The sequence below is a fragment of the Pseudomonas sp. TH06 genome, assembly GCF_016651305.1.
Classification (GTDB): Bacteria; Pseudomonadota; Gammaproteobacteria; order Pseudomonadales; family Pseudomonadaceae; genus Aquipseudomonas.
In genome coordinates this window covers 2605078-2628480 of sequence record NZ_JAEKEC010000001.1, presented here as the reverse complement: position 1 = coordinate 2628480, position 23403 = coordinate 2605078, and the positions used below count along the sequence as shown (strand labels likewise).

The 23403-nt window shown below is 59.6% G+C and carries 29 protein-coding genes; 18 read left to right on the top strand and 11 right to left on the bottom strand.

Features of this window, described 5'->3' with window-relative positions; genetic code table 11:
- Positions 1-27: 27 nt before the first annotated feature.
- From JFT86_RS11905 to JFT86_RS11895, 3 genes are read right to left on the bottom strand one after another with little or no spacing between them, the layout of a single operon-like run.
- The gene (locus JFT86_RS11905) at positions 28-651 is read right to left on the bottom strand and encodes an SOS response-associated peptidase (protein ID WP_201236846.1); all 624 of its coding nucleotides are present in this window, start codon (positions 649-651) and stop codon (positions 28-30) included.
- A 36-nt stretch (positions 652-687) separates the two neighbouring features.
- Positions 688-948, bottom strand: coding sequence for a DUF2007 domain-containing protein (locus JFT86_RS11900; RefSeq protein WP_025109321.1), 261 nt, complete (start codon positions 946-948; stop codon positions 688-690).
- A gap of 9 nt (positions 949-957) precedes the next feature.
- On the bottom strand, positions 958-1140 hold the full coding sequence (locus JFT86_RS11895; protein WP_201236845.1) for a CPXCG motif-containing cysteine-rich protein: 183 nt from the start codon (positions 1138-1140) through the stop codon (positions 958-960).
- A gap of 141 nt (positions 1141-1281) precedes the next feature.
- Here JFT86_RS11895 and JFT86_RS11890 point away from each other — a divergent pair, with 141 nt between their 5' ends.
- On the top strand, positions 1282-2445 hold the full coding sequence (locus JFT86_RS11890; protein ID WP_201236844.1) for a 1-acyl-sn-glycerol-3-phosphate acyltransferase: 1164 nt from the start codon (positions 1282-1284) through the stop codon (positions 2443-2445).
- 143 nt (positions 2446-2588) lie between these two features.
- Here JFT86_RS11890 and JFT86_RS11885 read toward each other — a convergent pair whose 3' ends face one another.
- Positions 2589-2867 carry a hypothetical protein gene (locus tag JFT86_RS11885; protein ID WP_103306248.1) on the bottom strand — a complete coding sequence of 93 codons (279 nt, stop codon included), beginning with the start codon at positions 2865-2867 and terminating at the stop codon, positions 2589-2591.
- A gap of 192 nt (positions 2868-3059) precedes the next feature.
- Between JFT86_RS11885 and JFT86_RS11880 the strand changes: the two genes are divergently transcribed.
- Positions 3060-3266: a hypothetical protein gene (locus JFT86_RS11880; RefSeq protein ID WP_008083982.1), complete on the top strand. Its 207-nt coding sequence runs from the start codon at positions 3060-3062 to the stop codon at positions 3264-3266.
- A 52-nt stretch (positions 3267-3318) separates the two neighbouring features.
- On the opposite strand, the gene JFT86_RS11875 is transcribed toward JFT86_RS11880, so the two are convergent.
- Positions 3319-3903, bottom strand: a complete 585-nt coding sequence (locus tag JFT86_RS11875) for a YajG family lipoprotein (protein ID WP_166221220.1) — start codon at positions 3901-3903, stop codon at positions 3319-3321.
- Positions 3904-4108: 205 nt separating this feature from the next.
- On the opposite strand from JFT86_RS11875, the gene JFT86_RS11870 reads away from it, so the two are divergent.
- On the top strand, positions 4109-4342 hold the full coding sequence (locus JFT86_RS11870) for a hypothetical protein (protein WP_201236843.1): 234 nt from the start codon (positions 4109-4111) through the stop codon (positions 4340-4342).
- A gap of 707 nt (positions 4343-5049) precedes the next feature.
- Complete coding sequence (gene mqo / locus JFT86_RS11865; protein ID WP_201236842.1) at positions 5050-6558, top strand: malate dehydrogenase (quinone); 1509 nt, start codon at positions 5050-5052, stop codon at positions 6556-6558.
- Between the two features lie 223 nt (positions 6559-6781).
- Here mqo and JFT86_RS11860 read toward each other — a convergent pair whose 3' ends face one another.
- From JFT86_RS11860 to JFT86_RS11850, 3 genes are all read right to left on the bottom strand, one after another.
- The gene (locus JFT86_RS11860; protein ID WP_201236841.1) at positions 6782-7069 is read right to left on the bottom strand and encodes a PA4642 family protein; all 288 of its coding nucleotides are present in this window, start codon (positions 7067-7069) and stop codon (positions 6782-6784) included.
- 63 nt (positions 7070-7132) lie between these two features.
- Positions 7133-7612 carry a hypothetical protein gene (locus JFT86_RS11855; RefSeq protein ID WP_201236840.1) on the bottom strand — a complete coding sequence of 160 codons (480 nt, stop codon included), beginning with the start codon at positions 7610-7612 and terminating at the stop codon, positions 7133-7135.
- A gap of 180 nt (positions 7613-7792) precedes the next feature.
- Positions 7793-8350, bottom strand: coding sequence for a hypoxanthine-guanine phosphoribosyltransferase (locus JFT86_RS11850; protein ID WP_053123723.1), 558 nt, complete (start codon positions 8348-8350; stop codon positions 7793-7795).
- A 162-nt stretch (positions 8351-8512) separates the two neighbouring features.
- On the opposite strand from JFT86_RS11850, the gene upp reads away from it, so the two are divergent.
- Entirely contained in the window at positions 8513-9151 is a 639-nt protein-coding gene (gene upp, locus JFT86_RS11845) for a uracil phosphoribosyltransferase (RefSeq protein ID WP_007912842.1), read from the top strand.
- A gap of 2 nt (positions 9152-9153) precedes the next feature.
- Positions 9154-10428 carry a uracil-xanthine permease family protein gene (locus tag JFT86_RS11840; RefSeq protein WP_103306094.1) on the top strand — a complete coding sequence of 425 codons (1275 nt, stop codon included), beginning with the start codon at positions 9154-9156 and terminating at the stop codon, positions 10426-10428.
- Positions 10429-10531: 103 nt separating this feature from the next.
- Here JFT86_RS11840 and hemH read toward each other — a convergent pair whose 3' ends face one another.
- A complete protein-coding gene (hemH, locus tag JFT86_RS11835) occupies positions 10532-11557 on the bottom strand; it encodes a ferrochelatase (RefSeq protein WP_201236839.1) in 1026 nt (341 codons plus the stop codon).
- A 13-nt stretch (positions 11558-11570) separates the two neighbouring features.
- Entirely contained in the window at positions 11571-12473 is a 903-nt protein-coding gene (locus tag JFT86_RS11830) for a TIGR01777 family oxidoreductase (RefSeq protein ID WP_201236838.1), read from the bottom strand.
- A 197-nt stretch (positions 12474-12670) separates the two neighbouring features.
- Between JFT86_RS11830 and JFT86_RS11825 the strand changes: the two genes are divergently transcribed.
- The 12 genes from JFT86_RS11825 (at position 12671) to JFT86_RS11770 (ending at position 22786) form a co-directional block, all read left to right on the top strand.
- Positions 12671-13657, top strand: a complete 987-nt coding sequence (locus tag JFT86_RS11825; protein ID WP_201236837.1) for an FAD-dependent oxidoreductase — start codon at positions 12671-12673, stop codon at positions 13655-13657.
- A complete protein-coding gene (locus JFT86_RS11820) occupies positions 13654-13869 on the top strand; it encodes a TIGR02450 family Trp-rich protein (protein ID WP_201236836.1) in 216 nt (71 codons plus the stop codon). The genes JFT86_RS11825 and JFT86_RS11820 overlap by 4 nt, the downstream gene beginning before the upstream one ends.
- Positions 13870-14083: 214 nt before the next feature.
- Positions 14084-15046, top strand: coding sequence for a DUF523 and DUF1722 domain-containing protein (locus JFT86_RS11815; protein ID WP_201236835.1), 963 nt, complete (start codon positions 14084-14086; stop codon positions 15044-15046).
- On the top strand, positions 15046-15987 hold the full coding sequence (locus tag JFT86_RS11810) for a MerR family transcriptional regulator (protein WP_201236834.1): 942 nt from the start codon (positions 15046-15048) through the stop codon (positions 15985-15987). The genes JFT86_RS11815 and JFT86_RS11810 overlap by 1 nt, the downstream gene beginning before the upstream one ends.
- Before the next feature lie 20 nt (positions 15988-16007).
- Positions 16008-17453 carry a deoxyribodipyrimidine photo-lyase gene (phrB, locus tag JFT86_RS11805; protein WP_201236833.1) on the top strand — a complete coding sequence of 482 codons (1446 nt, stop codon included), beginning with the start codon at positions 16008-16010 and terminating at the stop codon, positions 17451-17453.
- The gene (locus JFT86_RS11800; protein ID WP_201236832.1) at positions 17446-17868 is read left to right on the top strand and encodes a nuclear transport factor 2 family protein; all 423 of its coding nucleotides are present in this window, start codon (positions 17446-17448) and stop codon (positions 17866-17868) included. Before phrB ends, JFT86_RS11800 begins: the two co-directional genes overlap by 8 nt.
- Positions 17865-18647, top strand: a complete 783-nt coding sequence (locus JFT86_RS11795; RefSeq protein ID WP_201236831.1) for an SDR family NAD(P)-dependent oxidoreductase — start codon at positions 17865-17867, stop codon at positions 18645-18647. The genes JFT86_RS11800 and JFT86_RS11795 overlap by 4 nt, the downstream gene beginning before the upstream one ends.
- Complete coding sequence (locus tag JFT86_RS11790; protein WP_201236830.1) at positions 18644-19891, top strand: FAD-dependent oxidoreductase; 1248 nt, start codon at positions 18644-18646, stop codon at positions 19889-19891. Before JFT86_RS11795 ends, JFT86_RS11790 begins: the two co-directional genes overlap by 4 nt.
- Entirely contained in the window at positions 19888-20691 is an 804-nt protein-coding gene (locus JFT86_RS11785) for a DUF1365 domain-containing protein (RefSeq protein ID WP_201236829.1), read from the top strand. Before JFT86_RS11790 ends, JFT86_RS11785 begins: the two co-directional genes overlap by 4 nt.
- Positions 20678-21943: a cyclopropane-fatty-acyl-phospholipid synthase family protein gene (locus JFT86_RS11780; protein ID WP_201236828.1), complete on the top strand. Its 1266-nt coding sequence runs from the start codon at positions 20678-20680 to the stop codon at positions 21941-21943. The genes JFT86_RS11785 and JFT86_RS11780 overlap by 14 nt, the downstream gene beginning before the upstream one ends.
- Positions 21936-22427, top strand: a complete 492-nt coding sequence (locus JFT86_RS11775; RefSeq protein WP_201236827.1) for a DUF2878 domain-containing protein — start codon at positions 21936-21938, stop codon at positions 22425-22427. Before JFT86_RS11780 ends, JFT86_RS11775 begins: the two co-directional genes overlap by 8 nt.
- 53 nt (positions 22428-22480) lie before the next feature.
- Positions 22481-22786, top strand: coding sequence for a YkgJ family cysteine cluster protein (locus JFT86_RS11770; RefSeq protein WP_201236826.1), 306 nt, complete (start codon positions 22481-22483; stop codon positions 22784-22786).
- 93 nt (positions 22787-22879) lie between these two features.
- Here JFT86_RS11770 and JFT86_RS11765 read toward each other — a convergent pair whose 3' ends face one another.
- A complete protein-coding gene (locus JFT86_RS11765) occupies positions 22880-23398 on the bottom strand; it encodes an acyloxyacyl hydrolase (RefSeq protein ID WP_095114379.1) in 519 nt (172 codons plus the stop codon).
- Positions 23399-23403: the final 5 nt, after the last annotated feature.

Below are 23403 nucleotides of genomic sequence, written 5' to 3'. Positions count from 1 at the left end.
AAGGCTGCGATCTTTTTGCTTTTCATATCAACCCGGAGTCAGACACTCCGGCCCGTTGAGCTTCGGATCATTGACCATGTTCGCCAACACCCGCTCACGCAACGCGGCGGGCTCACTGGCCAGCAGCGCCTGCAAGGTGTGCAGAGGCGTTTCGGGATCGAGCCACGCGGCCTGCCCCGCCTCATCGAGAATCAACGGCCGGCGCTGACTGGCCGCCGACTGAGTGATCACCGCCGTGCTCAGCCACACCTGTTCCTGCACCGGATACGCTTCCCAGATCGCCGCAAAAAACAGCGAGGAGCCCTCCCCCGGTGTCAGCCAGTACGGACGCTTGCGCTGGGTTCCGCGCCATTCGTAAAAACCGTTGGCCGGCAGCAGACAACGGCGCAAACGTAGCGCTTCACGGAACATCGGCTGCTCAACCACGGTTTCCGCCCGGGCATGCGCCGGCGTGCGCGACAGATCGGTCAGCCACGGTGGCGTCAGTCCCCAGCGAGCACGGGCCAGTGTGCGTTGGCCGTCTTCAGCGGCACGCAGCATCAACACCGAATCATTGGGGGAAATGTTCCACTGCGCCAGTTGATCGGCAGGAAAACCTGGCAGGGCCGCGAAATCACGGTTCCAGCGAAACAGGGCATAACGTCCACACATGGGGCAACACGACTCAGAAGTAAAACGAACGTCAGCCTAACAGACCAGCGTACCGGGGAAGCTCTCCGGTTCATCGCCGGGCAGCGGCAGCGCGGCATTGTACGCGGTGATCAGCTCGCGGGCGTACTCGGCCTGATCGTTGTCGACCGACAGTCCCAACAGGCCGAAGATCGGCAACTCGCCGGTGCCGCCAAGCAGATCGCGCCCGACCAGGTGCGCCTCGATGCCTTCGCTGGCAAGCATGCCCTTGAGCATTTCGCCTTCCATCAGGTTTTCCGGCTCGTAGATTCGCTGCATGGGCGCGCCTCACTCGTTTTCGCTGAAAACTTCCAGAAACCAATCCTCTTCATGTACCTGCAATACGAACGTGATCGGCCGACAACACACCTGACAGTCCTCGATGTAAGTCTGATCGCCAGCGGACAGGTCCACCGTCGTCTCGACCTCTTCATCACAATACGGACATTCATACAGTGCGGTTTCCAGCATCGCGGTCTCCCAAGTGACTTGTGCGTATAATCGCCGGTCTATTTGCAGGGCTATTTTTGTCTGGCTACTTTTTCAGACCGTGCCCCGTGGTGTTTGATCAACACCTTTACTTACCCTAGCCGTTTCCAACAAGAGAGCATGATGGGCGAATTCGATGCCATCCGACCTTACGACGACAGCGAAGTACCTGTGGTACTGGCAAGACTGCTCGGCGACAAGGCGTTTCTAGATATCCTCACCCACTTCCGCTTCCCGCGTTTTGCCGGTGCTTTCGGCTGGATGCTCAAACCACTTATAGCCCATCGGCTGCGTCGTGAGTTTGCCGACGTAACCTCGGTGGCGACTTTGCAGGACAAGGTCGAGTCTTACGTCGACCACACCATCGAACGTGCTACCGATGGCGTGACCTACACCGGTGTCGAGCAATTCAAGTCCGGCAGCGCCTATCTGTTCATCGCCAACCACCGCGACATCGTGATGGATCCGGCCTTCGTCAACTACGCGGTGTACCACGCCGGCCTGCCGACGCCGCGTATTGCGATTGGCGACAACCTGCTGCAAAAGCCGTTTGTCAGCGATCTGATGCGTCTGAACAAGAGTTTTATCGTGCACCGCTCGATCACCGGGCGACGCGAGAAAATGGCTGCCTATCAACTGCTCTCGGCGTACATCAACCACTCGATCCGCAACGATTGCGCGTCGATCTGGATTGCTCAGGCTGAAGGTCGGGCGAAGGATGGCGACGATCGTACCGAGTCGGCGATCCTCAAGATGTTCCACATGAGCCGCAAGGACGAGCCGTTCGGCGAAGTGATTCAGTCGCTGAACGTCACCCCGGTGTCGATCAGCTATGAATACGACCCGTGCGACCAGGCCAAGGCCCGCGAGCTGTACATTCGCGCCACCACCGGCACCTACGCGAAAGCGCCGGGCGAGGATGACGTGAGCATCGCCAAGGGCATCACCGGCTACAAGGGCCGGGTGCACGTGAACTTCGCGGCGCCGATCAAAGAACTGTTCGAAGACACCAAGCAATTGGCGGTCGAGATGGACAAGCAGATTCTCGGCGGCTATCGCCTGTTCCCGGTGCATTACCTGGCGTATGCGCAGTGGGCGGACGCGGATCCGCAACTGAACGTGCCAAAGGCTGCCGAAGTGTTCCCGGCGGATGAACTGGCCAAGGCACAGGAAGAATGGCAGAGCCGGCTGGACGCGTGCCCAGTAGAGCATCGTCCGTATCTGGTGCTGCAATATGCGACGCCGGTGCGTAATCAGTACCGGGTCAAGGCTGGATTGCCGCTGTAAAACAACAGCACTGCGCACCTGTGGCGAGGGGATTTATCCCCGATGGGTCGCGAAGCGGCCCCATGTTTCTGCCTGATAAATCATGGGCCTGCTGCGCAGGCCATCGGGGATAAATCCCCTCACCACAAGGTTTTGCATTCGCTTCAGAAGCGGGTGCTGATCCACGAGATGATCAGTGCAAGGCCCAGACAGGCGAAACCAAAACGATAGAAAAACCGGTTCATGCGCAGCGTCGCCCAATCGAGGATCGGCTCGGCGTTCGGTTGCGCCTGACGCTGAGCAGCAATGCTGGCCATCGCACGTTGTTCGCGGCGGCGGGTCGCGTGCAGCAGCCAACTGCCCGGAAACGCCAGCAACAGCGCCAACAGATTGATCAATTTGGCGGGATGGGCGGTAAACAGCGTCATCAAGTGCAGCGACATCACAGACCTCAAAACTTAATCGGTGTGGCAGACGCCAGACCGACGACCGCGGCGGGATTCTACCGAAACCTGCCCCCAACGCCTCCCTTTTACGACAAATAACCCATCAATCGACCGATGGCTGTCCTGTGTCACGGCTTCGTCATGTGGATACGCCACCCTGCGCGCCTCGAAACGCACATGGAACGCGACATGCTTCACGCTGAAAACCAGGACCGCCTGTACCTCATCACTCCTTACGACGAACAGCAAAGCCTCGTCGGCAGCCTCGCCTTCAATGTTCAGGATCGCCATTGGCTGGTGTATTGCGCACTGGGCGGGCATCAGCATGCGGATTTGCCTGAGACTGATTTGCTGACGGGCGTCAGTGTCCTCGACTTCTACTCGCAGGCCGCCTGAAAAAGCCCGGGGCCATCACTGGCACCGGGCTTTTTTACATCCGCCGCAACACTTACTCGGCGAGGATCTGACCCACGGTCGGGTCCTTGAACAGACGCGTCAGCGCATCGCTCAATACATCGCTGACCAGTTTGGTGTTGGTTTCCTGGTTCGGCGCCATGCCGAAACGCTGGTCCAACGAAGCACCGTAACGGCCGCTGTAGCGACGGTTGGCGTTCTGCACGTCGGAGCGGAAGGTCGCGCCGATGGTCGCTTCAGTCACGTACATGCCTTCTTTCGGCGACTGATATTTCAGCTCGGCCAAGGTCACGGTCAACTGTGGTGCGTTTGGCGCATTGTTGGTCGGGGTGAAACCGAGCAGGCGTACGGCCGCTTCAGCCTGAGCCTGCAGCTTCGGCAGGATCTGCTCACGCTGCACGGTGATGGCGCTGGTTTCCGGGTACAGACCGCCACGGGTGCCGAGGGTTGGCGACGGACGACCGTCAACCACACGCACCACGACTGGCTGGCCACGGCCGACCGGTGCCAGCTGGGTGGTCAGCTTCGGCTCCGGGCTCAGTTGTTGCGGGCTGTGGGCGCAGCCGGCCAGGGTCAAACCGGCCACAGTGATCAAACCGAACAACAGGCGTTGCAACATGCTCTTCTCTCCAGAATCAGGCACAAACAGGCCGGCAGTATAGCGGTGGGCCACTGCAGCTCACCAGCATCGCGCGGTGAATACTGAAATGTCTGACAAACCCCGTCGAAAGCGGTTCCTGTCACAGATTCTTCACCGCCCATACACCTTGACGTCACGGGCCTTCGGCAACCTTCGAATCAGCCCACCAACAAGGTACTCGGCCATGCGCTATCTGATCTCGCTGTTCGCTCCACGCCCGCTGCACCGCAGCTTTGCCCTGCTCGACCGCAACGGCCTCTGCCAGGCATTCAAGCAGTGCAGCCTGCAACCGATGGGCGATAGTTGGGTAGAAATCGAAGAAATTCGCCTGCACTGGTTGAACCAGCCGCTGCCCGCCAGCGCCCGGGTCATACCGCGACAAATGCGCGCACGGCCACAAGTGCAGTTGAGCATCTGACCGGATGCCTAATAAAAGTCATTAAACACGAGCAACTCCGCGCATTTCTTCGATACAATCTCCCCCCGATTATAAGGACGTCTCCTGATCGGGCCCCGCAACAGCGTCAATGCGCTTGCATTGGCATCAAAATCGCCCACAGAGAGCCGCCCACACAGATCGAGTGAAGTTGGCGCGCTTGCCTGTTCTTCCGGCAAAAACCCCGCTTTTCGCGAATCTGCAGAGCTGTCATGACGCTCGGTCACTGAGCTGTTTTGCCCTTGCGGGCACGGTGCCAGGTTTCGACAGCCCTTTTTGAGGTTCACGTCTTCAAAAGAGCGTGAAAAAAACGGGTTTTCACAACTTCACAAGAGTGTGGCGAGCAAATGAATAGTTTTGCGTCTGAACATGCACCATTAGCGTCTGGAACAGCCCAACGACACAGGACCGGGTATACCTCGAATATCGGAGCCTGAAGCCTGTCCGCTACGGATTTGGTTGCACAAAAACGGATGTCTCGACCATAAGTCGAATTGCCAGCCTTGCGCAGAAATGAGTTCATTGAACCCTTGAAGCCAGGCCGCCTGCATCCGTCGAAGTTGCGAAAAATTGCGAAGATCCGGACATGGCGAACCTGACCACCGTTACCTGGGGCACCACTGACTCGCCCCGGAACGCCTGGCAGCCATGCCGACAATTTGGTGCTGCAGATTTTGGAGACGCGTTAAATGGCGCATAACGAAGCAGTCGACGTAGTACTGGTTGGGGCCGGCATCATGAGTGCCACCCTTGCAGTGCTGCTCAAAGAGCTCGACCCCGCGATCAAGCTGGAAGTCGTCGAGCTGATGGATTCCGGTGCTGCGGAGAGTTCCAACCCGTGGAACAACGCCGGTACCGGTCACGCCGGCCTGTGCGAGCTGAACTACACGCCGCAGGCTGCCGACGGCACCGTCGACATCAAGAAAGCCGTGCACATCAACACCCAGTTCGAAGTGTCCAAGCAGTTCTGGTCGTATCTGACCAAAAAAGGCACCTTCGGCTCGTGCAAATCCTTCATCAGCCCGGTGCCGCACCTGAGTTTCGTACAGGGCGACAAAGGTGTGTCGTTCCTCAAGGAACGTTTCGACGTGTTGAGCAAGCACCACGCCTTCACCGACATGGAATACACCGAAGACAAGGCCAAGATGGCCGAGTGGATGCCGCTGATGATGCCGGGCCGCTCGCCGGACGAAGTGCTCGCCGCGACCCGCGTGATGAACGGCACCGACGTCAACTTCGGTGCCCTGACCAATCAGTTGCTCAAGCACCTGACCAGCGCCCCCGACGCCCAGGTCAAGTACTGCAAACGCGTGACTGGCCTCAAGCGTAATGGCGCCGGCTGGACCGTCAGCATCAAGGACGTCAACAGCGGCAGCAGCCGTGAAGTCGACGCCAAATTCGTCTTCCTCGGTGCTGGCGGCGCGGCATTGCCACTGCTGCAAGCTTCGGGCATCGAAGAAAGCAAAGGCTTCGGCGGCTTCCCGATCAGCGGCCAGTGGCTGCGTTGCGACAACCCGGAAGTGGTCAAGCATCACCAGGCCAAGGTTTACAGCCAGGCTGCCGTGGGTTCGCCACCGATGTCGGTGCCGCACCTGGACACCCGCGTGGTTGATGGCAAGAAATCCCTGCTGTTCGGGCCATACGCCGGTTTCACCACCAAGTTCCTCAAGCACGGCTCCTTCATGGACCTGCCGATGTCGGTTCGCGCCGGCAACATCGGGCCAATGCTGGCAGTGGCGAAAAACAACATGGACCTGACCAAATACCTGGTCAGCGAAGTGATGCAATCGATGGAGCAGCGTCTGGACTCCCTGCGCCGCTTCTACCCTGAGGCGAAAGCCGAAGACTGGCGCCTGGAAGTGGCCGGCCAACGGGTACAGATCATCAAGAAAGACCCGAAAAAGGGTGGCATCCTGCAGTTCGGTACTGAACTGGTGGCCGCGAAGGACGGCTCCCTCGCCGCCCTGCTCGGCGCTTCGCCAGGTGCCTCGGTGACTGTTTCGATCATGCTGGAACTGATCGAGAAGTGCTTCCCGGGCAAGGCCAAGGGTGAGTGGGCTGGCAAGCTGGCGGAAATCTTCCCGGCCCGTGAAAAAGTTCTGGAAACCGATGCTGCGCTGTATCGCAAGATCAACACGCAGAACAACATCGCCCTGGAACTGGTTGAAGAAAGCAGCGAGACCCCAAGCTTCGCTTGATCTTGCGGCATAAAAAAACGCCCCGTACTCAGTGAGTGCGGGGCGTTTTCTTATGCGTGAACATTGGCAAGACTTCTGTGGCGAGGGGATTTATCCCCGCTGGGCTGCGAAGCGGCCCCAAAACCTGCTGTTAAGGTGTGTCAGGCAAACCGCACTCACTGATTTTGCGACTGCTGCGCAGCCGAACGGGGATAAATCCCCTCGCCATAGGTATCGGGTGACCTCAGGTACGGGACTTTTCGATCAGCTCGATGTATTCGGGGGCGTTGCGCTGATCGGCGATCAGGTCAACGAAGGTCTTGCCCTGCTCGTCCTTGCCATCGACGTCGTAGCCAGCTGCAACGAAGAAGGTCAGAAAGCGCTCAAAGTCATCAATGCGCAGGCCACGGTAGGCCTTGATCAGTTTGTGCAGCGACGGCGAAGTGGCGTCGACCGGCTCAAAATCGAGGAACAGCTTGATCTGCTCATCGCCGATCTCGTCACCAATCACTTGTTTCTTATCTTTACGCATTGCCGACTCCAGCTCGCAGACATTACACGGGGCGGGCAGTTTACCCCTGCCCTGCCGCCGGGCTCAACGCGCGCGCACGCTGCCGGTGTGCAAATCGGCCCAGATATGGCCGTTGGCGTAACTGAGGAACTGCACATAGACGGTGTCGTTGCGCAGCAGATCGATGACCACCCGGTATTGGGCCAGCGGATAAAACAAGGTCAGGGTTTTACTCTTGTCGTCATACAGAGGTTTTTTCAGACTTTTGCTTTCGCCATCGAAATTGACCAGCACTTGGGTGATCGTCGCGCCTTTGTTCAGGGACTTGCCCTTGAGGCGGATCATCAGCGGCGAGGTGACCGGGATCGGTTGCTGATTGGACTGGCGTTGCGCGCCAACCACCACTGAATAGTCGGTGACCTGCAGCAGTTGCTGCTGTTCGGGTTCGGCGTCACGCAGGGTGAGATCGTCCGGTGGCAGGAATTGGCTGTGCATCGGGGCGGCGGCCAAGGGCAGGCTGAGGGTCAGCAACAGGAAGGCAACGCTGCGGATCAAACGGCTCATGACAGGCTCCGGGGGGCGGGGCCGAGCACTCTAGCATGGGTGTACAAAACGGATCAGCCCACAAAAAACAACTGTAGGAGTGAGCCTGCTCGCGATAGCGTCGTATCAGTCAACATCAACGTTGCTGACAGACCGCTATCGCGAGCAGGCTCACTCCTACAGGGAATGCTGCCGGGGTTCTTACATGCCTTTAACGGCAAAGATCCCGTTGGCGTTGCGCCAGTAGCCTTTGTAGTCCATGCCGTAACCGAAGATGTAACGGTCAATGCACGGCAGGCCGACGAAATCGGCTTTCAGGTCAGGCCGCGCCTTGCGGTCGTGATCCTTATCGATCAGCACGGCGGTGTGCACTTTGCGCGCGCCGGCGTGTTTGCAGAAGTCGATGATCGCGCCCAGGGTGTGACCTTCATCGAGGATGTCGTCGATGATCAGCACGTCGCGGTCGATGAACGAGACTTCCGGCTTGGCTTTCCAGAACAGGTCGCCGCCGCTGGTTTCGTTGCGATAACGGGTCGCGTGCAGGTAGGACGCTTCCAGCGGGAATTGCAGGTGAGTCAGCAGCTTGCCGGAGAAAATCAGGCCGCCGTTCATCACACAGAACACCACCGGGTTGCTGTCAGCCAGTTGTTCGTTGATTTGTGCACCGACGCGGGCGATGGCAGCCTCGACTTCAGCTTCGGTGTACAGGCAGTCAGCCTCTCGCATGACTTGACGGATATGCTCGAGATCAGCGGACATGGCGCTCTCCAGGGGGATGTTTTTCGGAAAAGCGGGCAAAGGTACGCATCCCGCGAGGTCGAATCAAGCCTTAATGGACTAACGTACTCAATGTCCTATAGGACATCACCCTCGGATAGATTAATCTAGGCCGTTTTTTTTGCCCGCCGCCGGAGTTTTTCCATGCCCATCCTCGAGATCCGCCACCCGCTGATCCGCCATAAACTCGGCCTGATGCGCCGCGCTGACATCAGCACCAAGAATTTCCGCGAGCTTGCTCAGGAAGTCGGCGCCCTGTTGACCTATGAAGCTACAAAAGATTTGCCGCTCGAATCCTACGATATCGCAGGTTGGTGCGGCACCGTGTCGGTCGAGAAAATCGCCGGCAAGAAGATCACCGTCGTGCCGATCCTGCGCGCCGGCATCGGCATGCTTGAAGGCGTGCTGAGCCTGATCCCGGGTGCCAAGGTTTCCGCTGTGGGTGTCGCCCGCAACGAAGAAACCCTGCAAGCCCACACCTATCTGGAAAAACTGGTTCCGGAAATCGACGAACGGTTGGCAATGATCATCGACCCGATGCTCGCCACCGGCAGCTCGATGGTCGCAACCATCGACCTTTTGAAAAAGGCTGGCTGCAAAGACATCCGCGCGATGGTGCTGGTTGCCGCGCCGGAAGGCATTGCTGCCGTCGAGAAGGCTCACCCGGACGTGACCATCTACACCGCGTCCATTGATGAGCGTCTGAACGAACACGGTTACATCATTCCTGGGCTTGGCGATGCGGGTGACAAGATCTTCGGCACCAAGCAGAAGGACGCGTGACCATGCAGCAAGAGTTCAACGATCCGCTCTGGCGCACGGTGCTGTCCGGCGCCCAGATGCTGTTCGTGGCTTTCGGCGCTTTGGTGCTGATGCCGCTGATCACGGGCCTGGACCCGAACGTGGCACTGTTCACCGCAGGTCTGGGGACGATTCTGTTCCAGATCGTCACCGGGCGTCAGGTGCCGGTGTTCCTTGCGTCGAGCTTCGCTTTCATCACCCCGATCATTCTCGCCAAGGGCCAGTTCGGCCTCGCCGCGACCATGGGCGGCGTGATGGCGGCCGGTTTTGTCTACACCTTCCTCGGCCTCGCCGTGAAGATCAAAGGCACCGGGTTCATTGACCGTCTGCTGCCGCCGGTGGTGATTGGTCCGGTGATCATTTCGATCGGCCTGGCCATGGCGCCGATTGCCGCGAACATGGCGATGGGCAAGGCGGGCGACGGTTCTGAACTGATCCACTACCAGACCGCAATGATGATCTCGATGCCGGCGCTGCTGACCACGTTGATCGTGGCGGTATTCGGCAAGGGCATCTTCCGCCTGGTGCCGATCATCTCGGGCGTGCTGGTCGGCTTCGGCATGGCGTTCTATTTCGGCGTGGTCGATACCGCGAAGATTGCCGCTGCACCGTGGTTTGCGATCCCGCACTTCACTGCGCCAGAATTCAACTGGCAGGCGATTCTGTTCATCGTTCCCGTGGCGCTGGCTCCAGCCATCGAGCACATCGGCGGCGTGATTGCCGTCGGCAGCGTGACCGGTCGCGATTACCTGAAGAAGCCGGGCCTGCACCGCACGCTGCTGGGTGACGGCATTGCCACCACCGCTGCCGGCCTGTTCGGTGGTCCGCCGAATACCACGTACGCCGAAGTGACTGGCGCCGTGATGCTGACCAAGAACTACAACCCGAAAATCATGACCTGGGCGGCGATCTTCGCCATCAGCCTGGCGTTCATCGGCAAGTTCGGCGCGCTGCTGCAAAGCATTCCGGTGCCGGTGATGGGCGGGATTCTGTGCCTGTTGTTCGGTTCGATTGCGGCGGTGGGGATGAACACCCTGATCCGTCACAAGATCGATCTGGGCGAAGCACGCAATCTGGTGATCGTTTCGGTGACGCTGGTGTTCGGCATTGGCGGTGTGCTGGTCGGTACCGGCACTGGCCCGGACGACTTCGGCCTCAAAGGCATCGCGCTGTGCGCGGTGGTGGCGATTGCGCTGAACCTGATTCTGCCGGGCAATGATGGCTGGAAGAACAAGAAGGCGGATGAGCCGCTGATCTAAGGCTTGAAGATTTTTATTGCCTGACAGATAGCTATCGCGAGCAGGCTCACTCCTACAAGGTCAACGCAATACCTGTAGGAGTGAGCCTGCTCGCGATTTGCTTTTAGAGGGCCAGCGGCGCTCGTTCACACAAGGTAGCCAACGCCTTCGCCCATTGCGGGTCGTCGTTCAGGCACGGCACCAGCAGCAACTCCTCGCCCCCCGCCTCGCGAAACTGCTCCTTGCCGCGATCACCGATCTCTTCCAGCGTCTCGATGCAATCGGCAACGAACGCCGGGCACATCACCAGAATCTTCTTCACCCCGCTTTTCGCCAGTTCATCCAGACGCGCTTCGGTGTAAGGCTCGATCCACTTCGCCTTGCCCAATCGCGACTGAAACGACACCGACCATTTGCCGTCCGGCAAGCCCATACGCTCGGCGAACAGTTTCGCGGTGCGCAAGCATTGCGCGCGATAACAGGTGGCCAACACCGCCGGCGAAGCATTCTTGCAGCAGTCTTGATCCTTGAAGCAGTGATTACCGGTCGGATCGAGCTTGGTCAGATGCCGTTCCGGCAAGCCATGAAAGCTCAGCAACAGGTGATCGTAATCCTGCTGCAAATGCGGCCTGGCACTGGCGACCAAGGCTTCGAGGTATTCCGGCTGATCGTAGAACGGTTGCAGGATCGACAGCTGCACATCGAGCTTCTTCGCGCGGATCACACGCTTGGCTTCTTCGATCACTGTGGTCGTCGTGCTATCAGCGAACTGTGGATAGAGCGGCGCCAGCGTAATGCGCTTGTGCCCCGCCGCGACCAGTTGCAGCAGGCGAGTTTCAATCGACGGTTCGCCGTAACGCATCGCCAGTTCGACAGGGCCTTGCTTCCACTGCGCTTTCATCTGCTCTTGCAGGCGACGGCTGAGCACCACCAGCGGCGAGCCCTCCTCCCACCAGATCGACGCATAGGCATGCGCCGATTGCTCGGGGCGCTTGATCAGGATCAGCGAGACCAGCAGACGCCGCACCGGCCACGGCAGGTCGATCACGTACGGGTCCATCAGAAATTGATTGAGGTAGCTGCGCACGTCGGCCACCGAGGTGGAGGCCGGAGAACCCAGGTTGACCAGAAGCAAGGCGTGATCGGTCATGCAACGTCCTATTTCAGAGGCGGCTGGAGAGATCATCCAGGGCCGCGCGTAAATCCGTGAACTGGAAAGTGAAGCCCGCTTCCAGCAAGCGTGCCGGCATGGCCCGTTGGCCACCGAGCAACAACAAAGACAACTCGCCAAGGCCGACTTTCAACGCCAGCGTTGGCATCGGCATGAACGCCGGGCGGTGCAACACGCTGCCCAGCGTCTTGGCAAAATCGCGATTGCGCACCGGGTTTGGCGCGCACGCATTATAAGGACCGCTGGCCCGATCGCGGTGCAGAAGAAAATCAATCAAGGCGATTTGATCATTGATGTGAATCCACGGCATCCACTGCCGACCATTGCCCAAAGGCCCGCCCAGCCCGAGTTTGAACGGCAGCAACAGCCGCGACAAAAAGCCGCCCTCGGCCGACAGCACCAGCCCCGTGCGCACCAGCACTACACGGATCCCCATCGACTCGGCACGCAGCGCTGTTTCTTCCCAGGCGATGCACAACTGGCTGGCGAAATCGTCGATCACCGGCGGCGAATCTTCAGTCAGTTCGCGCTCACCGCCGTCGCCATACCAGCCAATCGCCGATCCCGAAATCAGCAGCGACGGTTTCTGTGCCCGTGTTTCGAGCCAGGCCAACAAGGTCTCCGTCAGTTTGATACGGCTGCTCCACAGCAGCGCTTTGCGCCGATGCGTCCACAGTCGATCGGCAATCGGCGCACCCGCCAGATTGATAATGGCGTCCACGGGCTCATCACCGAGGTCTTCCAGACGCGCGATTCCGCGCACCTGAGCACCACAGATTTTGCCAACCTTTTCCGGGCTGCGGCTCCACACCGACAAGCGATGGCCCTGCGCCAACCAGTGCCGACAGAGTTGACGTCCGATCAAACCAGTACCGCCGGTCAGCAATATGTGCATGACTTCTTCCTCGCGTAGCGTTTTACCCGGATCACTAGTCTATTTTTATAAGCAGGGATCTTTTCTATCGGGCAGGCTCTATTGTTTAACCATAGGCCAAGCTGTCAGAACGAGAACGCTGGAAGTTATACCAAAAAACAAAATTGTACAGGTTTCATCCACGGCGTAGTCTGTACAGAAAGGTAAACGAGGCCCCTATGACTGTACCTATCGCAATCATCGGCACCGGCATCGCCGGACTCTCCGCAGCTCAGGCGTTGACTGAGACCGGGCACACCGTCCAATTGTTCGATAAAAGTCGCGGCAGCGGCGGACGGATGTCGAGCAAGCGCAGCGACGCCGGTTCACTGGACATGGGCGCACAATATTTCACCGCCCGTGACCGGCGTTTCGTCACCGAGGTTCAGCGTTGGCAAAGCCAGGGCTGGGTCGCCGAGTGGACGCCGCAGCTCTACACCTTCCAGGGCGGGCAACTGAATCTGTCGCCGGACGAACAGACCCGCTGGGTCGGCGCGCCACGGATGAGCGCCATCACTCGCGGCTTGCTCGACGGTCTGGAGGTGCATTTCGCCTGCCGGATCACCGAGGTCTTTCGTGGCGAAGAACACTGGCATCTGCAAGACGCCGAAGGTTTCACTCACGGTCCCTTCAGCCATGTCGTGATTGCCACTCCTGCGCCGCAAGCCACCGCGCTGCTGGCCGCCGCACCGAAACTAGCCGGTGCCGCTGCCGGGGTGAAAATGGACCCGACCTGGGCCGTCGCCCTCGCCTTTGATACGCCACTGGATACCCCCATCGAAGGCTGCTTCGTGCAAGACAGTCCGCTCGACTGGCTGGCGCGCAACCGCAGCAAACCGGGGCGCGACAACACCCTCGACACGTGGGTGCTGCACGCCACCAGCGCCTGGAGCCGGCAACACATCGACCTGCCCAAGGAAGCGGTGATCGAGCAACTGCACGGCGCGTTCGCCGAGCTGCTGCACAGCGCCATGCCCGCGCCGACCTTCAGCCTCGCCCACCGCTGGCTCTACGCGCGGCCTTCGACTGGCCACGAATGGGGCACGCTGGCAGATGCCGATCTGGGCTTGTACGCCTGCGGCGACTGGTGCCTGTCCGGTCGCGTCGAGGGGGCCTGGCTCAGCGGCCAGGAAGCTGCGCGCCGCTTGCATGAACACTTGCAGTGAACCGCCTCAATCCGCAAAAACTGCTGCTGTCGAAATGGACAGCAGCCCAGCCGCAAAACCGCGAAAAGCATTTTCTGGTCACCGAACTTTTCCGCGATGAGGACGGCACGGTGCTGGCGGTCGAGTTGCAGGCGGTGTTGACCCAGCGCACCGAACGACTTGATTGGCAAAGCCTCAAAAACAACGAACGCTGGTTATTGGGTTGGCAATAGCTCCCCTCGTAGGAGTGAGCCTGCTCGCGATGACAGTTTGTCATTCAACACAAATATTGAATGTCAGACCGCGATCGCGAGCAGGCTCACTCCTACAGAGATCGCATTCAACCTCAAAACTTATACAAATGATTTGACTTGTACACCTTTGAAACTATGCTGAAGAAAGTTGTACAGAGGTAGTTCTCTGTACAGGTATGGATTCGAGGTGGTCATGTCCGAATATTCCGAGTGCAAACCCAAAATCGCTATCAGCGCCTGCCTGCTGGGTGCCGAGGTGCGCTACAACGGCGGGCACAAGGAATCGCGGCTGTGCAGTCGCACGCTCGCTGAATATTTCGAATTCGTCCCGCTGTGCCCGGAAGTCGCTATCGGCCTGGGCATTCCCCGTGAGCCGATCCGCCTGGTCGGCGATCCGCAAAATCCCGAAGCCATCGGCACGGTCAATCCCGCGATCAATGTCACCGCTCCGCTTGCCGAATACGGGCAGAAGATGGCTGCCGAACTCGATGACCTCTGCGGCTACATCTTCATGCAGCAATCGCCGTCCTGCGGCCTCGAACGGGTCAAGGTCTATCACGCCAACGGCGCCCCGGTTAACGGTGGTGGACGCGGCATCTACGCCCAGGCCTTCTGCGCCCGGCATCCGGATTTACCGGTGGAAGAAGCCGGGCGCCTCAATGATCCGGTGTTGCGAGAAAACTTCATCACTCGCGTGCTCGCCTACAGCGCCTGGCAACAAGTGCTCGCCCAAGGCTTGAGCCGCCGCGCGCTCACCGAATTCCACTCGCGCTACAAATACCTGCTGATGGCCCACAACCCGCTGCAATACAAGGCGCTGGGCAAGCTGTTGGGCAACATGGCGCAAAGCGATCCCGCCGAACTCGGCCCGCGCTACTTCAGCCAGTTGATGGCGGCACTGAAAAAATGCGCCACACGCGGCACTCACTGCAATGTGCTGCTGCACATCAGCGGATATCTGAAGCAGGCGATCAGCGCCGAAGACAAACAGGAAATGCAGCACGTCATCGGCCAGTACCGCCTCGGCATCGTGCCATTGGTGGTGCCACTGACGCTGCTCAAGCATCACTTCCGCCTCCATCCCGATCCATACATTGCGCAGCAGGTTTACCTACAGCCGCACCCGGAAAATCTCAGCCTGCGAAACGCCATTTGATGAACGACAAACTCGACACCAGCGCCCGGGAAGACCTCGGCGCCGATTTCAAGAAAGCCCTCGACGAAGGCTGGCTGCCGATTCGCGAAGTGGCGCGCCAGACCGGCGTCAATGCGATCACCCTGCGTGCATGGGAGCGCCGTTACGGCCTGGTCATCCCCCAGCGCACACCAAAGGGGCATCGGCTGTATTCGGCCGAACATGTGCAACGCATCCTGACCATCCTCACCTGGCTCAATCGCGGTGTCGCGGTCAGTCAGGTCAAGCCACTGCTCGACACGGCGCAGGCCTTCAGTGAGCCGGTGGAAAACGACTGGCAACGCTTGCAACAGACCCTGCTGGCGGCCGTTATGCAACTCGACGAGCGCGCCCTCGACGACAGCGTCAATCAAGCCATGGCGCTCTACCCGCCGCGCACCCTGTGCGAGCAATTGCTGCTGCCACTGCTGGCCGAACTCGAACAGCGCTGGCAGGGCCAGTTCGGCGCGCAGATGGAACAAGTGTTTTTTTATTCATGGTTACGCAGCAAATTCGGCGCACGCATCTACCATAACAACCGTCAATTGCACGCCGCGCCTCTGCTGCTGATCAATCATTCCGACCTGCCACTGGAACCTCACCTGTGGCTGTGCGCGTGGCTGATCAGCAGCGCCGATTGCCCGGTACAAGTGTTTGACTGGCCATTGCCGGCCGGAGAGCTGGCACTGGCGATCGAACATCTGCAAGCGCGGGGCGTACTGCTGTATTCCAGTAAAGCCATGCAGCTGGGGCAGTTGCCAAAACTTTTGGCTGGCGTCGGTTGCCCAAAAATAATCGTCGGACCAACGGTGTGCATCCACCATGCCGAGTTGTCCGTAAGAACTTGTGAGATAGCTGATTTGTACCTGGCTGAAGACGCGCTTTCTGCGCACCAGGCACTTGTTCAGCATGGGCTGATTTAATGGACGCGGCGAATACCGATATGCAATTGATCTGGCTGCGCAGCGACTTGCGCCAACACGACAACACCGCCCTTGCGGCTGCCGCAGCACGCGGCCCGACGGTCGCCGTGTATCTGTTGAGCCCCCAGCAATGGCTTGAGCATGACGACGCCCCGTGCAAGGTCGACTTCTGGCTGCGCAACCTGACAGAGCTGAGCAACAGTCTCGGCCAATTGCACATTCCGTTGCTGATTCGTACCGCTGCCCATTGGGATCAGGCGCCGGCAGAGCTGCTCAAACTCTGTCGACAACTGAACATCGGGGCGGTGCACGTCAACGAAGAATACGGCGTCCATGAAAGTCGTCGCGATGCCGCAGTGGCCGAGGCATTGCGGGCCGAGGGCATCGAATTTCACAGCCACCTCGACCAATTATTGTTCAAGCCCGGCACCGTGCTGACCAAGACCGGCACCTACTTTCAGGTGTTTAGCCAGTTCCGCAAGGTCTGCTACGAACGCCTGCATCGCTCGATGCCAACGCTGGTGAAAACACCGGGGAAACAATCGCCTTTAACCATCGCCAGCGATCCCGTCCCGGCAGCGGTCAAAGGCTTCGCCACACCGAACGAGTCGCTGCGCGCTTTGTGGCCAGCGGGCGAACAGGAAGCCCGGCGGCGCCTCGACACCTTCGCCGACGCGCAGATCGACTATTACAAAAACGAACGCGACTTCCCGGCCAAACCCGGCACCAGTCAGCTTTCGGCTTACCTCGCAGCGGGCGTGATCTCGCCGCGCCAATGCCTGCACGCCGCTCTGCAAAGCAATCAGGGTGAGTTCGAAAGCGGCAAGGTCGGCGCGGTCACCTGGATCAACGAACTGCTGTGGCGCGAGTTCTATAAACACATTCTGGTCGGCTATCCACGGGTCTCGCGCCACCGCGCATTCCGTCCGGAAACCGAAGCGCTGGCCTGGCGTGATGCGCCCGAGGATCTGGCAGCGTGGCAAGAGGCGCGCACTGGCCTGCCGATCATTGATGCGGCGATGCGCCAATTGCTCGAAACCGGGTGGATGCACAATCGCCTGCGCATGGTCGTGGCGATGTTCCTGACCAAGAACCTGCTGATCGACTGGCGTGAAGGCGAACGCTTTTTCATGCGGCATTTGATCGATGGTGATCTGGCGGCGAACAACGGCGGCTGGCAATGGAGCTCGTCGACCGGCACCGACTCGGCGCCGTACTTCCGTATTTTCAATCCGTTGAGCCAGTCGGAAAAATTCGACAGCGAAGGCCTGTTCATCAAGCACTGGCTGCCGGAACTGGCCGACCTCGATAAAAAACAAGTACACAACCCGGCCAGCGCCGGCGGCTTGTTCGGCGTGGCGGATTATCCCGCGCCGATCGTCAACCTCAGCGCTTCGCGGGAACGCGCGCTGACTGCGTTCAAGAACCTGCCCTCCCGCCAACCGGCCGGAGTTGATCATGAGTGAATTCCTGCGCAACTTCGCCCGGCAATTTTCAGCGTTGAACAAAGACAACCTGCAACGTCTGGGCGAGTTGTACAGCAATGACATTCACTTCACCGACCCGCTGCACGAAGTTCAAGGGCTGGCGCAACTGCGTGACTACTTCGGCGAGCTGTACGCCAACGTCAGCGAGCTGCGTTTCGATTTTCACGGTTTTGACCAGATCGGCGAGGGTGAAGGTTACCTGCGCTGGGTCATGAGTTACCGCCACCCGCGCCTGGCCAGTGGCCGAGAAATACGCGTCGCAGGCTGCTCGCACCTGCTTTGGCGCGACAAGGTTTATCGCCACCGGGACTACTTCGATGCCGGGGCGCTGTTGTATGAACATTTACCCGTATTGGGCCGGGTCATCGCCTGGCTAAAAAGGAGAATGGGATGAGTCGTACACCTCAACGGCGCTATTGGCTGACCGGTGCCAGCAGTGGCATCGGTGCAGCCCTGGCTGAAGAGATCCTGAAAACCGGCGCACATCTGGCCGTCAGTTCACGCCAGATCGCTCCGCTCAAAGTGCTGTCGCAGCGTTATCCGGGGCAAGTCCTGGTGGTGCCGGGGGATTTGACCAACAGCCAGACCGTGCGCGAAATCGGCCAGCAGATTGCCGAGGATTGGGGTTCGCTGGACTCGGTGATCCTCAATGCCGGCACCTGTGAATATGTCGATGCCCGGCAATTCGATTCCTCCATCGTTGAACACGTGGTGCGCACCAACCTGCTTGCCAGCAGCTACTGCATCGAAGCCGCCCTGCCGTTGTTGCGCAAAGGTACGGCGCCGCATCTGGTCGGGATGGCCAGTTCGGTCACTTACCTGCCACTGCCTCGGGCCGAAGCCTACGGTGCATCGAAGGCCGGACTGCGTTATCTGTTCGAATCGTTGCGCATTGATCTCGCCGACGAGGGCATTGAAGTCACCGTGATCAGCCCGGGCTTCGTCGAAACACCGCTGACCGCCAAGAATGATTTTCCGATGCCGCTGAGCTGGCCTGTGGATAAAGCCGCGCGGCACATCTTTGCCAAACTCAAGGACCGGCCGTTGGAAATCGCTTTCCCAGCGTTGTTCATGGCGGCGCTGTGGCCGTTGTCGAAACTGCCTGCCCGTGTGCAATTGATGATCGGCAAACGCATGGTGCGCAAACCTCCGCCACTGCGGGATCCGGCATGAAAATCGCCATCGTCGGTAGCGGGATCGCCGGGCTGACCTGCGCTTACCTGCTCAATCGCCGACATGACGTCACGGTGTTCGAGGCCAGCGATTGGGTCGGCGGCCACACGCACACGGTGCAAGTCACCGCCGAAGATCGCCAATACGCGATAGACACCGGGTTTATCGTGTTCAACGACTGGACCTACCCGAACTTCATTCGCCTGTTGGACCAGATCGGCGTGCGCTTCAAGCCGACCGAAATGAGCTTTTCGGTGAGCGATCCGGACACCGGCCTGGAATACAACGGCAACAACCTCAACAGCCTGTTCGCCCAACGCCGCAATCTGCTGTCGCCAGGATTCTGGGGGATGTTGCGGGACATTCTGCGCTTCAATAAAGAAGCCCAGCGCGACCTCGTCGAACTGCGCATCGCCGCCGACATGACCCTCGACGATTACCTCAAGGCCGGCGGCTACGGCGAGCGCTTCATCCTGCATTACATCGTGCCGATGGGGGCGGCGATCTGGTCGATGCCGATGGCTGAGATGCTCAATTTTCCGCTGCAGTTCTTTGTGCGTTTTTTCAAGAATCATGGCCTGCTTTCCGTCAGTGATCGCCCGCAATGGCAGGTCATCGAAGGCGGCTCCAGCGCCTACATTGCGCCGCTGACGGCAACGTTCAAGGACAAGATCCGCCTGAACTGCCCGGTGACTCGCGTCGATCGCGATGAACACAGCGTGGTTATCCACAGCCAGGCCGGCATCGAGCATTTCGACAAAGTGGTGTTCGCCTGTCACAGCGATCAGGCCCTGGAACTGCTCGCCAGCCCGAGCGACGCCGAACAGGCGATCCTCGGTGCCCTGCCCTACGCCGACAACGAAGTGGTGTTGCACACCGATACGCGGCTGCTGCCCAGTCGCAAACTGGCATGGGCGAGCTGGAATTTTCGCTTGAACGGTGCGGGTCATACGCATGCGGCCGTCACCTATGACATGAACATCTTGCAAGGGATCGAGAGCGACACCACATTCTGCGTCAGCCTCAATCAGAGCGCCGGTATCAGCCCGTTCAAAGTGCTTGCCAAATACACCTACGCCCATCCGCAATTCAGCCTTGCCGCCGTCGCGGCGCAGAACCGCTGGAGCGAACTGGACGGCGTGCACAACACGCATTATTGCGGCGCCTACTGGGCCAACGGTTTTCATGAAGACGGCGTGGTCAGCGCATTGCGCGTGGCGGCGGCGTTCGGGGAAACCTTATGAACAGCGCCCTGTACAGCGGCTGGATCGGCCATCGGCGCTTCTCGCCGCGCCGACATGAGTTTCGCTACCGGATCGGTTTGCTGTACCTCGACCTGACCGAACAGGACGCGGTCCTCGGTCTGTCGCCATTGGCCAGCCGCAGCCGTTTTGCGCCGTTTTCATTTCGCGAGACCGACTACCTCAAAGTCTTTACCGCTACCGGCATGCGCCTGATCGATGCGGTTCGCCAGCAGGTCGGTCTTGCCATCGGTCATGAGCCACAGGGCTCGGTGTGCCTGCTGACGCAACCGCGCAGTTGGGGCCTGGCGTTCAATCCGGTGAGTTTCTTTTATTGCCACGAAGCCGATGGGCAACTGGCGGCGATTGTCTGTGAAGTCACCAATACGCCGTGGCGCGAGCGCTATCACTACGTGCTCCCGGCGGGTCGCCATCAACACCATCAACATTTCGCGGTGGCCAAGGCGTTTCACGTCTCGCCGTTCCTGCCGCGCGATCTCGAATACCGCATGAGCTTCAGCCCCGCCGCGCAAACCCTCGGCGTGCACATGGCCGACTGGCAGGGCGAAGAAAAGCTGTTCGACGCCACCCTCAATCTGCAACGCGAAACGCTCGACCGGCACAGCCTGCATCGTTACTTGCGACGCTTTCCGTGGATGACCGCGAAAACCGCTCTGGCGATTTACTGGCAAGCCGTGCGACTGCTGATCAAACGCGCACCGATCTTTGCTCATCAGGCTGCCGACGGCAGCTTTAAAACCGCTACCGCGCCTCCCAGGGAGCACCGCCATGAAATCCTCTAGTCTGTCGGTCAGCCGACGAAGCACCAATGGTCTGAGCGGATCGCTGCTGCGTCGTGGCGTATTGCGGCAAATGGCTCAGCTCAAACACGGCCAGTTGCTGGTGGTCGAGGACGGAGAGCAGATGCTGTTCGGCACCAAGGGCAGTCCCTTGCTGGGCGAGATCCATGTGCTCGATCCGGCCGCCTGGGGCATGGTCGCCAGCAACGGCTCGATCGGCGCGGGCGAGGCATTTATCCACGGTTACTGGAGCTCACCCGATCTGACCGCCGTGGTGCGGGTGTTCGTCAGCAACCTCGACGTGCTTGATGCGATGGAGGGCGGCCTGGCCCGTCTCGGCCGGCCGCTGGTGCAAGGCTTGCACTGGCTCAACCGCAACACCCGCAAGGGTTCACAGAAAAACATCGCCGCGCACTACGACCTTGGCAACGATCTGTTCGAGCAATTTCTCGACCCGACCATGATGTATTCCGCCGCGCAGTTCCTCACCCCCGAGGACACTCTGGAACAGGCGCAACTGAACAAACTCGAGCGGATCTGCCAGAAGCTCGCGCTCAAGCCCGAAGACCACCTGCTGGAAATCGGCACCGGCTGGGGCAGCATGGCGTTGTACGCGGCGCAGCATTACGGCTGTCGCGTGACCACCACCACGCTGTCGAAAGAGCAATTCGCCTTCACCGCCCGGCGTATCGAACAACTGGGCTTGCAGGATCGAGTGACGCTGCTGCTCAAGGACTACCGTGACCTCACCGGCGAGTACGACAAACTGGTGTCGATCGAGATGATCGAAGCGGTCGGCCACCGCTTCCTGCCGACCTACTTCAAACAATGCGCGCACCTGCTCAAGAGTAACGGCCTGATGCTGATCCAGGCGATCACCATTCGCGAGCAGCGCTATGAACAGGCCAAGCGTGGCGTCGATTTCATCCAGCGCTACATCTTCCCCGGCGGTGCCCTGCCCTGCGTGCAGAAGATGCTCGAAATCGTCAGCCGTGACACCGACATGAACCTGCTGCACATGGAAGATTTCGGCTTGCATTACGCCAAGACCCTGCGCCTGTGGCACGAGAATTTTCGCCGTGCTCACGGTCGCTTGAGCGAGCTGGGCTATGACGATTATTTCCTGCGGCTGTGGGAGTTTTACCTGTGCTACTGCGAGGGTGGTTTTCTGGAGCGCACCATCGGCACGGCGCAATTGCTGCTGGCCAAACCGGCGGCGATGCCGGCGCCGCTGCTCGGACGCTTCGATGCTTGAGCGGATCGCCAATGCCGTGTTGTTCCAGATCGGCTGGCTGGCCTGTGTGATTGGCGGCAACAGCCTGTGGCTGCTATTGGCGTTGGTGGTGCTGGTGATCCATCTGCGCTGGATCAGCAGTTGGGCAGCCGAGGGCCGGTTGATGCTGAGCGTGGTGATTGTCGGCACTGCGGTGGACAGCGTCTTGCGCGCAACCGGCGTGTTCGAATTTCAGGATCAATCGCCGCTGATTCCGTTGTGGCTGATGTTGCTGTGGGCGTTGCTTGCCACCACGTTGCGCCATTGTCTGGCGTGGAGCGCCCGGCCCTGGTGGCTGGCCAGCGTGCTCGGTGCCGGCGGCGGTGCCTTGTCTTATTACGGTGGCGGACGCCTGGCCGGGGTGCAATTTCCCTACGGTGAACTGCCTACCCTGATCGGTATCGGCCTGCTCTGGGCGCTGCTGTTTCCGCTGCTCCATCTTATGGCTCGACGTCTGGGCCAGTGAGCGTCTGTCAGAGCATTCACACACACGGCTATCACTGCCTTACACTGCCGGCCATGAAGACCATCCCCCACCAACAAATCGCCGAACCGGCGGTGACCTGTTCGACGTGCGCAGCCTGCTGCTGCCAGCTCGAAGTGATGCTGATCACCGACACGGGCGTGCCTGATCGTTTTATCGATACCGATGAGTGGGGCGGCGAAGTCATGCTGCGTCTGGACGACGGCTGGTGTGCGGCGCTGGATCGCGACACGATGATGTGCACGATTTACGAGAAACGCCCGCTGATCTGCCGCGAGTTCGAAATGGGCGCACCGGAATGCATCGAAGAACGCCAGGGCATTGCCACGGCATATCGCTGATTAAAAACAAAAGATCGCAGCCTGCGGCAGCTCCTACAGAAGAAATGCATTCCCCTGTAGGAGCTGCCGCAGGCTGCGATCTTTTGATCTTGCTTACAACGGCATCGTGTAATGCAACGAGTAGCTTTCTACCCCGTCGTTGTCGCTGGCCAGGCCGGCGTTGGAATAGTGCGTTGCACGAATCCCGACCTCATGTCCGCCATTGAATCGTAGACCAAAACCGAAACGGTCTTCGAACTGGAAAGAGCCGCCTAGATTGTTCGATTCATATTTGGTGTTGGAGAACGCCGCCACACCAATCCCCGCTTCAACATACGGTTTGACCGACTGGCCGGCAAACTCGTAAACGAATACCGGCGAGAACGACAGACTGTTGTTGCTGGAGGTCTTGTCACCTTCCCAGTAGGTGTAGGCGCCGCTCCAGTAACCGGTCAGACGGCCGACGTCGCTCTGCAGCCAGCTCTTGTCCCAGTCGAAATTCATGCCCAGGCGATAAGTCATGGTCGAATCGCTGGTAGCACCGACGGCGAATTCAACGCCGGCGGCTTGTGCGGTAATACTTTGCCCCATCAGTGCGGCCGCAATCGCGGCCAAGCAGAATAGTCGCTTCACGTTGA

Coding starts and splice junctions, on each gene's coding strand:
- JFT86_RS11905 (WP_201236846.1), bottom strand. CDS start 651: ATGTGTGGACGTTATGCCCTGTTTCGCTGGAACCGTGATTTCGCGGCC.
- JFT86_RS11900 (WP_025109321.1), bottom strand. CDS start 948: ATGCAGCGAATCTACGAGCCGGAAAACCTGATGGAAGGCGAAATGCTC.
- JFT86_RS11895 (WP_201236845.1), bottom strand. CDS start 1,140: ATGCTGGAAACCGCACTGTATGAATGTCCGTATTGTGATGAAGAGGTC.
- JFT86_RS11890 (WP_201236844.1), top strand. CDS start 1,282: ATGGGCGAATTCGATGCCATCCGACCTTACGACGACAGCGAAGTACCT.
- JFT86_RS11885 (WP_103306248.1), bottom strand. CDS start 2,867: ATGTCGCTGCACTTGATGACGCTGTTTACCGCCCATCCCGCCAAATTG.
- JFT86_RS11880 (WP_008083982.1), top strand. CDS start 3,060: ATGCTTCACGCTGAAAACCAGGACCGCCTGTACCTCATCACTCCTTAC.
- JFT86_RS11875 (WP_166221220.1), bottom strand. CDS start 3,903: ATGTTGCAACGCCTGTTGTTCGGTTTGATCACTGTGGCCGGTTTGACC.
- JFT86_RS11870 (WP_201236843.1), top strand. CDS start 4,109: ATGCGCTATCTGATCTCGCTGTTCGCTCCACGCCCGCTGCACCGCAGC.
- mqo (WP_201236842.1), top strand. CDS start 5,050: ATGGCGCATAACGAAGCAGTCGACGTAGTACTGGTTGGGGCCGGCATC.
- JFT86_RS11860 (WP_201236841.1), bottom strand. CDS start 7,069: ATGCGTAAAGATAAGAAACAAGTGATTGGTGACGAGATCGGCGATGAG.
- JFT86_RS11855 (WP_201236840.1), bottom strand. CDS start 7,612: ATGAGCCGTTTGATCCGCAGCGTTGCCTTCCTGTTGCTGACCCTCAGC.
- JFT86_RS11850 (WP_053123723.1), bottom strand. CDS start 8,350: ATGTCCGCTGATCTCGAGCATATCCGTCAAGTCATGCGAGAGGCTGAC.
- upp (WP_007912842.1), top strand. CDS start 8,513: ATGCCCATCCTCGAGATCCGCCACCCGCTGATCCGCCATAAACTCGGC.
- JFT86_RS11840 (WP_103306094.1), top strand. CDS start 9,154: ATGCAGCAAGAGTTCAACGATCCGCTCTGGCGCACGGTGCTGTCCGGC.
- hemH (WP_201236839.1), bottom strand. CDS start 11,557: ATGACCGATCACGCCTTGCTTCTGGTCAACCTGGGTTCTCCGGCCTCC.
- JFT86_RS11830 (WP_201236838.1), bottom strand. CDS start 12,473: ATGCACATATTGCTGACCGGCGGTACTGGTTTGATCGGACGTCAACTC.
- JFT86_RS11825 (WP_201236837.1), top strand. CDS start 12,671: ATGACTGTACCTATCGCAATCATCGGCACCGGCATCGCCGGACTCTCC.
- JFT86_RS11815 (WP_201236835.1), top strand. CDS start 14,084: ATGTCCGAATATTCCGAGTGCAAACCCAAAATCGCTATCAGCGCCTGC.
- JFT86_RS11810 (WP_201236834.1), top strand. CDS start 15,046: ATGAACGACAAACTCGACACCAGCGCCCGGGAAGACCTCGGCGCCGAT.
- phrB (WP_201236833.1), top strand. CDS start 16,008: ATGCAATTGATCTGGCTGCGCAGCGACTTGCGCCAACACGACAACACC.
- JFT86_RS11800 (WP_201236832.1), top strand. CDS start 17,446: ATGAGTGAATTCCTGCGCAACTTCGCCCGGCAATTTTCAGCGTTGAAC.
- JFT86_RS11795 (WP_201236831.1), top strand. CDS start 17,865: ATGAGTCGTACACCTCAACGGCGCTATTGGCTGACCGGTGCCAGCAGT.
- JFT86_RS11790 (WP_201236830.1), top strand. CDS start 18,644: ATGAAAATCGCCATCGTCGGTAGCGGGATCGCCGGGCTGACCTGCGCT.
- JFT86_RS11785 (WP_201236829.1), top strand. CDS start 19,888: ATGAACAGCGCCCTGTACAGCGGCTGGATCGGCCATCGGCGCTTCTCG.
- JFT86_RS11780 (WP_201236828.1), top strand. CDS start 20,678: ATGAAATCCTCTAGTCTGTCGGTCAGCCGACGAAGCACCAATGGTCTG.
- JFT86_RS11775 (WP_201236827.1), top strand. CDS start 21,936: ATGCTTGAGCGGATCGCCAATGCCGTGTTGTTCCAGATCGGCTGGCTG.
- JFT86_RS11770 (WP_201236826.1), top strand. CDS start 22,481: ATGAAGACCATCCCCCACCAACAAATCGCCGAACCGGCGGTGACCTGT.